This is a genomic window from Gordonia sp. NPDC003504 (assembly GCF_053587995.1).
This window is the reverse complement of sequence record NZ_JBSFPC010000001.1, coordinates 449,544-457,595: the sequence shown is the minus strand read 5'-3', so window position 1 is coordinate 457,595 and position 8,052 is coordinate 449,544. Positions and strand designations below refer to the sequence as shown.

The 8,052-nt window shown below is 67.9% G+C and carries 8 protein-coding genes and 1 pseudogene; 6 read left to right on the top strand and 3 right to left on the bottom strand.

Annotated elements, in window-relative coordinates; all coding sequences use genetic code 11:
• Positions 1-553 precede the first annotated feature (553 nt).
• From hemL to ccsB, 6 genes are read left to right on the top strand one after another with little or no spacing between them, the layout of a single operon-like run.
• Positions 554-1,924, top strand: a complete 1,371-nt coding sequence (gene hemL, locus ACWDPV_RS02015) for a glutamate-1-semialdehyde 2,1-aminomutase (protein ID WP_449741560.1) — start codon at positions 554-556, stop codon at positions 1,922-1,924.
• Positions 1,924-2,550: a histidine phosphatase family protein gene (locus ACWDPV_RS02010; protein ID WP_449741559.1), complete on the top strand. Its 627-nt coding sequence runs from the start codon at positions 1,924-1,926 to the stop codon at positions 2,548-2,550. The genes hemL and ACWDPV_RS02010 overlap by 1 nt, the downstream gene beginning before the upstream one ends.
• Positions 2,551-2,605: 55 nt before the next feature.
• Entirely contained in the window at positions 2,606-3,226 is a 621-nt protein-coding gene (locus tag ACWDPV_RS02005) for a TlpA family protein disulfide reductase (protein WP_449741880.1), read from the top strand.
• Complete coding sequence (locus ACWDPV_RS02000) at positions 3,223-4,011, top strand: cytochrome c biogenesis CcdA family protein (RefSeq protein ID WP_449741558.1); 789 nt, start codon at positions 3,223-3,225, stop codon at positions 4,009-4,011. Before ACWDPV_RS02005 ends, ACWDPV_RS02000 begins: the two co-directional genes overlap by 4 nt.
• Positions 4,008-5,711 carry a cytochrome c biogenesis protein ResB gene (gene resB, locus ACWDPV_RS01995; RefSeq protein ID WP_449741557.1) on the top strand — a complete coding sequence of 568 codons (1,704 nt, stop codon included), beginning with the start codon at positions 4,008-4,010 and terminating at the stop codon, positions 5,709-5,711. The genes ACWDPV_RS02000 and resB overlap by 4 nt, the downstream gene beginning before the upstream one ends.
• Positions 5,712-5,756: 45 nt before the next feature.
• Positions 5,757-6,791, top strand: coding sequence for a c-type cytochrome biogenesis protein CcsB (ccsB, locus tag ACWDPV_RS01990; protein WP_449741556.1), 1,035 nt, complete (start codon positions 5,757-5,759; stop codon positions 6,789-6,791).
• Here the strand turns inward: ccsB and ACWDPV_RS01985 are convergent.
• From ACWDPV_RS01985 to ACWDPV_RS01975, 3 genes and pseudogenes are all read right to left on the bottom strand, one after another.
• A pseudogene (locus ACWDPV_RS01985) lies at positions 6,748-6,975 on the bottom strand (helix-turn-helix domain-containing protein); the annotation flags it as partial. The gene ccsB and the pseudogene ACWDPV_RS01985 overlap by 44 nt on opposite strands.
• Before the next feature lie 171 nt (positions 6,976-7,146).
• Positions 7,147-7,350, bottom strand: a complete 204-nt coding sequence (locus tag ACWDPV_RS01980) for a hypothetical protein (RefSeq protein ID WP_348805093.1) — start codon at positions 7,348-7,350, stop codon at positions 7,147-7,149.
• Between the two features lie 111 nt (positions 7,351-7,461).
• The gene (locus ACWDPV_RS01975; protein ID WP_348805092.1) at positions 7,462-7,677 is read right to left on the bottom strand and encodes a BldC family transcriptional regulator; all 216 of its coding nucleotides are present in this window, start codon (positions 7,675-7,677) and stop codon (positions 7,462-7,464) included.
• Between the last annotated feature and the right edge of the window lie 375 nt (positions 7,678-8,052).

Genomic DNA, 8,052 nt, shown 5'->3' with positions numbered 1-8,052 from the left:
TGAGGTGGGTCGGGCTGGTCGTTCGGGGGTTGGGATCACGGCTCGGCCGGCCGGTTGGGGTGAGTCGGGTGGGGGATTGGCCGTCGGTGCCGATACAACCGGGATGGCTCAGGGGTCTCGCGTCAATAATTGTCGTGAGTGGGCGTATTCGTCCCGGTTATATGTGGGCTGTCGGGGTGGATACCCCGACGGTTGGGCAACGTGTGGCGTGTGTGGCCGGTGGTGCTGTGAGGTGGGTCGGGCTGGTCGTTCGGGGGTTGGGATCACGGCTCGGCCGGCCGGTTGGGGTGAGTCGGGTGGGGGATTGGCCGTCGGTGCCGATATAACCGGGATGGCTCAGGGCTTTCGCGTCAATAATTGTCGTGAGTGGGCGTATTCATCCCGGTTATATCCGCACCGACCGGCGTCCGCCCGGAATACAGCGAACAGCAACCGCCCATGACGACGGCACGCTCGGCGTGCGAAGCGCCCAGTGAGTCGCAGCCCGACCGCACCGAACCCCCTGACCAGCGTGAATTTGGGTCACTCGGTGCCATTTGGAACACTGGAGCCCGTGAGCAGATCCGCCGAGGCCCCGCCGAAGTCCAGTGAACTGTTCCGTCGGGCTCAACACGCCATCCCCGGTGGGGTGAACTCGCCGGTCCGGGCGTTCTCCGCGGTCGGCGGCGATCCGCGGTTCATCGCCTCGGCCAAGGGCTGCGAGCTCACCGATGTGGACGGCAACACCTACGTCGATCTCGTCTCCTCCTGGGGTCCGATGATCCTGGGTCACGCCCACCCGGCGGTCGTCGAGGCTGTGCAGAAGGCCGCCGAGGGCGGTCTGTCCTTCGGTGCTCCCACCGAGTCGGAGATCGCGCTCGCCGAGGAGATCATCGATCGCGTCGACCCGGTGGAACGGGTCCGGCTGGTCAACTCCGGTACCGAGGCCACCATGTCGGCGATCCGGCTGGCCCGCGGTTTCACCGGCCGTCCCAAGATCATCAAGTTCTCCGGCTGCTATCACGGTCACGTCGACGCACTGCTCGCCGACGCCGGATCGGGAATCGCCACCCTCGGGCTGCCCACCAGCCCCGGCGTCACCGGCGCCTCGGCCCACGACACCATCGTGCTGCCGTACAACGACCTCAAGGCCGTCGCGAAGGCCTTCGAGGAGTTCGGTGACGACATCGCCGCCGTCATCACCGAGGCCGCAGCCGGGAACATGGGGGCGGTGCCCCCGGTCGACGGCTTCAACGCCGGATTGCGCGAGGTCACGCGACGTCACGGCGCCCTGCTCATCATCGACGAGGTGATGACCGGATTCCGGGTGAGCCCGGCCGGCTGGTTCGGACTCGAAGGCGTCGGCGCCGACCTCTACACCTTCGGCAAGGTGATGAGCGGTGGGCTGCCCGCCGCGGCCTTCGGTGGTCGCGCCGACATCATGGAACGCCTCGCCCCCACCGGCCCGGTCTATCAGGCGGGCACCCTGAGTGGGAATCCGGTCGCCGTGGCCGCCGGACTCGCCACCCTGCGCACCGCCGACGCCGACACCTACGCCACGCTCGACGCCAACGCCGACCGCCTTGCCGACCTCCTCGCCGGCGCCCTCACCGAGGCCGGCGTGGAGCATCGCGTGCAGAAGGCGGGCAATCTCCTCAGTGTGTTCTTCGGAACTCCCGCCGACCGCCCGATCACCGACTATGCCGCGGTGAAAGCGACCGAGACCTGGCGTTTCGCCCCGTTCTTCCACGCGCTGCTGGACGCCGGCGTGTACCCGCCGCCGAGCGCCTTCGAGGCCTGGTTTGTCTCCGCGGCCCTGGACGGGGATGCTTTCACTCGAATCGCCGACGCGCTGCCCACGGCCGCCCGCGCCGCCGCCGCGGCGGTGCCCGCCCAGGCCGGCGCCGCGCGCACGACCGAATCCGACTCCGGGGAGAACGACTGATGCACACGATCGTCCACATGATGCGCCACGGTGAGGTGCACAACCCGGACGGCATCCTCTATGGCCGGCTGCCCGGATTCCGCCTGTCCGACGCCGGCCGGGCCCAGGCCCGCAAGGTCGCCGAATCCCTCGCCGACCACGACATCACCGCCGTCTTCGCCTCGCCGCTGCAACGCGCGCAGGAGACCGCGACGCCGATCGCCGCAGCACACGATCTGCCGATCTTCACCAACGACGAACTCATCGAGGCCGACAACATCTTCGAAGGCCTCAAGGTCTCCGTCGGCGACGGCGCGTTGCGCAAGCCGCGGCACTGGCCCAAGTTGCGCGATCCGTTCACCCCGTCGTGGGGTGAGCCCTACATCCAGCTCGCGCATCGCATGCTCGCCGCCGCCAACAAAGCCCGCGACACCGCCCGCGGCCACGAGGCCATCTGCGTCAGCCATCAACTGCCGGTGTACACGCTGCGTCGCTTCCTCGAAGGTCAGCGCCTGTGGCACGATCCGCGTCGTCGGCAGTGCTCGCTGGCATCGCTGACCAGCCTCATCTACGACGACGACGCGCTCGTCGACATCATCTACTCCGAGCCGGCCGGCTCGTCGGATCCCCTCGTCACCGGGGCGTGACGGGAAGAACGTGAAGGTTGTGAAGGTGCCAGTTCGTGGTGTGCCCGGCACGCCGATGTCCGCTCCCCGGACCGCCCGGTACCTGAAAGTCGTTTTCGCACTGTTCATCTCGATTGCCGCATTCATTGCCGCCGGCTGCAGCACCGGCGACGACGCCGTCTCCCAGGGCGACACCTTCCAATTCGTCTCGCCCGGCGGCAAAACCGTCATCACCTACGACCCCGCCGACCGCAAGCAGATCGCGACCATCTCGGGCGAGGTCCTCGTCACCGGAAAGCCGTTGTCGCTGGACGATCCCCGGTTCGCCGACAAGGTCGTGGTGATCAACGTGTGGGGATCGTGGTGCGCGCCGTGCCGCGGTGAGGCCGCCGCCCTGGAAGAGGTGTACGAGAAGTACAAGTCGCAGGGCGTGGAGTTCCTCGGGATCAACCTGCGCGACGACCGGCAGTCGGCGCAGGACTTCGTCACCGACCGCAACGTCGGCTTCCCGTCCCTCTACGACTTCCCCGGGGCGTCGCTGGCCGCGCTGACCACCCCGACGTCGGTGGTCCCCACGACGATCGTGCTCGACCGGCAGCATCGTCCGGCCGCGGTGTTCCTGCAGGCCGTCGACGCGCAGATGCTCGGCGACGCGGTGGCGAAAGTGGTCGCCGAATCACCGCAGGCGGCGTCGTGAGCAGCATCGGGGAGACCTTCGCCGACACCGTGTCGTCGGGGCCGTTGCTGCTCGGCGCGGCCGCCGCCGCCGTCGCCGGTCTCGTCTCGTTCGCCTCGCCGTGCGTGGTGCCGCTGGTGCCCGGCTATCTGTCCTATCTCGCCGGGCTCGTCGGTGCCGAGGCGCCCGCGGTGACCGTCGACGAACCCGCCAAACGCGGACGGTCGCGGGTGGCACTGGCCGCCGGACTGTTCGTCGCCGGATTCACCGTCGTCTTCGTCGCCGCCACCGCCACCGTGCTCGGCATCACCAGCACCTTCATCCTCAATCATGAACTGCTGCAACGCATCGGCGGTGTGGTGACCATCCTGATGGGTCTGGTCTTCATCGGCCTGGTGCCGATGATGCAGCACGAGTTCCGGTTCGCGCCGCGGATGGTGTCCAACATCGTCGGCGCCCCACTGCTCGGCGCGGTGTTCGCTCTCGGCTGGACGCCGTGCCTGGGTCCGACCCTCGCCGCGGTCATCGCCACCGCCAGCGGCACCGAGGGCTCCACCGCCGCCAGGGGTGTGTTCCTCATCGTCGCCTACTGCCTCGGACTGGGCATCCCGTTCGTGATCCTGGCGTTCTCGTCGGCGTGGGCGCTGCGCAGCCTGGGCTGGCTGCGTGACCACGCCCGCGCCATCCAGGTCTTCGGTGGTGTCATGCTGATCCTCGTGGGTATCGCGCTGGTCACCGGGCTGTGGGATCAGTTCATCGTGTGGGTCCGCGACGCCTTCATCACCAACCAGGAACTCCCCGTATGACGCGCGCCGACACCCCGCTCGAGGTCCCCGCCACCCCGCCGCCACCGCACAAGCCGCACTGGGCGATCCGCCGCCTCTGGTGGCCGGCCCGCAACCTGTGGCGGTCGCTGACCTCGATGCGCACCGCGCTGGTGCTGCTGTTCCTGCTGGCGCTGGCCGCGATCCCCGGTGCACTGCTGCCGCAACGTGAACTCAACGAGCAGAAGACGCTGACCTACATCGCCGACAAGGGCTGGGTCGGCCAGTGGATGGACCGGCTGCAACTGTTCGACGTCTTCTCCAGCGTGTGGTTCACCGCGATCTACGTGCTGCTGTTCGTGTCGCTGGTGGGGTGTCTGACCCCACGCATGATCGAACACGCCAAGAGCCTGCGCGCCACCCCCGTCGCCGCACCCCGCAACCTGGCGCGGCTGCCGCGGCACATCGAGACCACCGTCGACGGTGAGCCCGATGACCTCGCCGAACGCATCTCCGGCAACCTGCGTGGCTGGCGTCGCAGCGTCGTCGTCCGGGAACCGTCGGACAAGTATCCCGACGGCTGTGTCGAGGTGTCCGCGGAGAAGGGCTACCTGCGCGAATTCGGCAACCTCGTCTTCCACTTCGCGTTGCTGGCGCTGCTGGTCTCGATCGCCGTCGGCAAGATCTACGGCTACGAGGGCACCCGCAGCCTCGTCGCGGACGGCCAGGGCCTGTGCAACACCTCGACCGCGGTCTACGACTCCTTCCGCGCCGGCGCCCTCGTCGACGGCACCGACCTCGAGCCGTTCTGCTTCCGCGTCGACGACTTCTCGGCCACCTTCCTGCCCAACGGTCAGCCCGACATGTACGACGCGACGATGTCCTACAGCGACAACGCCACGACCGCGCCGAGCGAATGGCAGCAGACCTCGGTGCGCGTCAACGATCCGCTGCGGGTGGCCGGCGACCGCGTCTACGTCCTCGGCAACGGTTTCGCGCCGACCTTCACCGTGACCTTCCCGAATGGTGAAAAGCGGACGCAGACAGCCATTTTCATACCCGATGAACTGCAGACGATGCTGTCGTCGGGGGCGGTACGCTTCGATACCCCGGCCGGGATGTATCCCGACGAGGACGTCCGCCGCAAGAACCAGATCGCCATCGAGGGTCTGTTCGCGCCGACCGCCGACTACCAGGGCACACTGCTCAGTTCGTCGTCGCCGGTGCCGCACGACCCGCAGGTCGCCATCCGCATCTACAAGGGTGACACCGGCCTGGACACCGGCCTGCCGCAGAACGCGTACACCCTCGACCAGGGGCTGATCGATCAAGGCCGGCTGCAGCGGCAATCCCAGGTGAATCTCGCGCAGGGGGCGAGCACCCGCCTTGCCGACGGCACCGAGGTCACCTTCGACGGCTACCAGCGATGGGTGTCGGTGCAGGTGTCCCACGACCCGGCGCAGACGTGGGTGCTGGTCTCGGCGATCGCGATGCTCATCGGACTGTTGGTGTCGCTGCTGGTGCGTCGTCGACGGATCTGGGCGAGGCTGGTGCCGGTGACCGCCGCCGATGCGGGCGGGGCGAGCACCACCACGACGAAACGACGTACTGTAGTAGAAATCGCCGGGCTCGCCCGGACCGACCAGGCCGGTTGGGGTGAGGGCTTCGACGAGCAGGCCACCGCCCTGATCGATCCCGACGCCCGCCCCACCGGGTGGACGGCCAAATTCCGCAGACTCTAGTTCCGCAGGCTCTGAAAGCTGAAGAGTGACAACCGAGGTGAACCGATGAACACTGGCGCAGTACAGGTCGACGAGACCCTGGCGCGGTACTCCGACCTGCTGTTCGGCACCGCCATCACCGTCTACGTGATCGCGATGTTCCTGTTCCTCGCGGCGCTCGCCGGCGCCCGCAGTCGTCGGCTCGCAGCCAAGGAACTCGTCGGTGCCACCGCCGGATCAGCCGGATCGTCGGCGTCCGGCTCGTCGACGCCGGTCGACCGGACCCCCGGCAAACTGGCCCAGGGGACCCGACGCAGCTTCTCCGAGAAGCTCGGCGCCATGGCCTACCCGGTGGTCTTCGTCGGGCTGGCCGCTCACATCGCCTCGATCGTCACCCGCGGCATCGCCACCGACCGCGCGCCCTGGGGCAACATGTACGAGTTCATCTCGATGACCTGTGCGGCCTGCGTGATCGCCGGCGTCGTGGTGCTGCGCAAGCCGTCCAACCGGCCGCTGCTGTCGTTCGTGCTGCTCCCGGTCATCCTGCTGATGTTCATCGCCGGCCGTTGGCTCTACACCCAGGCGGCGCCGGTGGTGCCCGCGCTGAAGTCGTACTGGCTGGCCATCCACGTCTCGATCATCTCGATCAGCTCGGGCGTGCTGCTCGTCTCCGGCGTCGCGAGCGTGTTGTACCTGGTGAAGATGCAGTGGGGCGCCAAGGCCGAGGATCCCAAGCGCAGCGACTCCGGATTCACCGGCGGCGTGATGCGGCTCGTCGCGCACATCCCGGGCGCCGACACCCTCGACCGCCTCGCCTACAAATGCGTCGTCTTCGGGTTCCCGCTGTTCGGCCTCGGCGTCATCTGCGGCGCGATCTGGGCCGAGTCGGCGTGGGGTCGGTTCTGGGGCTGGGACCCCAAGGAGACCGTCTCGTTCATCGCGTGGGTGATCTATGCGGCCTACCTGCACGCCCGCGCGACGGCCGGCTGGCGCAACACCGCGGCCGCCCGGATCAACGTGGCCGGGTTCGTCGCGTTGCTGTTCAACCTGTTCATCATCAACCTGGTGGTCTCCGGCCTGCATTCCTACGCCGGGCTGTGATCACCGGCTGACGACGCGGTTGGTCCCGCGGACACAGCGATGTCCGGTCGATCCCGGCAGGTGTGCCGGTGATCGACCGCATCTTCACGCGTCGAGAGCGGGATGGCCGAGGATAGGTGACGCTCACGTCGAAGGCGCGGGCAATGGCCTCGACCGTCCGGAACGACGGCGTGCGGGCCCTTCCCGGAGCGTGGTTGCGACCGTGTCGCGTCGCCCCGGGGTGTACGTGCCGGGTCGTGCGTGGATGGCTGGTGGGCGTCGGTCGCGACGGTACGACGCCGACGAGGGGAGTGGTCGGACGCACCCAGTCGACGGATGCATTCAGTGGTCGGACGCACCCAGTGGTTGGACGCACTCAGTGGTCGTCGGCGTCGGAACCGTTGCTACCGCGACTACGCCGGTCGAGATCCTTCAGGAAGTCGGGATCATCGTCGGGGCCGACCGGCCCCCGCGGTGCCGACCTCACGTGCCGTGACTCGTCGGGCATCTGCGGCCCGAAGGCACGCCACAACAGGAACCCGACGGCCACGATGCCGATCAGCGTGAACAGAAATGCCATGGCAACCTCCCTGTAAGCGAGTTTACGTGAGGTTTGTTGCCCAGTGGGTCATCTGTCCGACGTCAACGGGTCGTCGGCGATCGGTCGTCGCGGGGCGACGGTTTGGCTCGGTCAGGGGCGACGGTTCAGCAGCGCGACGACGTCCTCTTCACGGAAACGACGATGCCCACCGGGGGTGCGGATCGAGCCGAGGATGCCCGAGCTGGCCCAACGCGCCACGGTCTTGGGGTTCACATTGAACATCGAGGCCACCTGACCGGGGGTCAGGGTGTGCTGGCTGGCCATGCCCGGGGTGATGACGCTCATGGGGTGATTGATGGCGGTCATGAGAACTCCCTCTTCTTGCGCCGCGAATCCGATGCCGCGGCCGTGCACCATGAATACACGCAAATCGCCCAGGTACTCGAACCGTCAGCGGTAAGTAAAGAGAGTGCAAAGAAGCCTGTGACCTGCGCACACGCCCCACCAGCGCCTTTTACGCGTGCTTTGCCAAGCCCTGCCACACCGTTGGTGGGAAACCGCGCCGACGGCGGTGCACACAGCGTTCGTACAGGGTTCGCCCGGACGCCCGCGTCGACGTTGACGGCGCTCCCGCTCGCGTTGACGGCGCTCACCCACACGTTGACGGCGCTCTCGCTCGCGTTGACAGCGCTCTCGCACACGTTGACAGCGCTCTCGCTCGCGTTGACAGCGCTCCGCCGA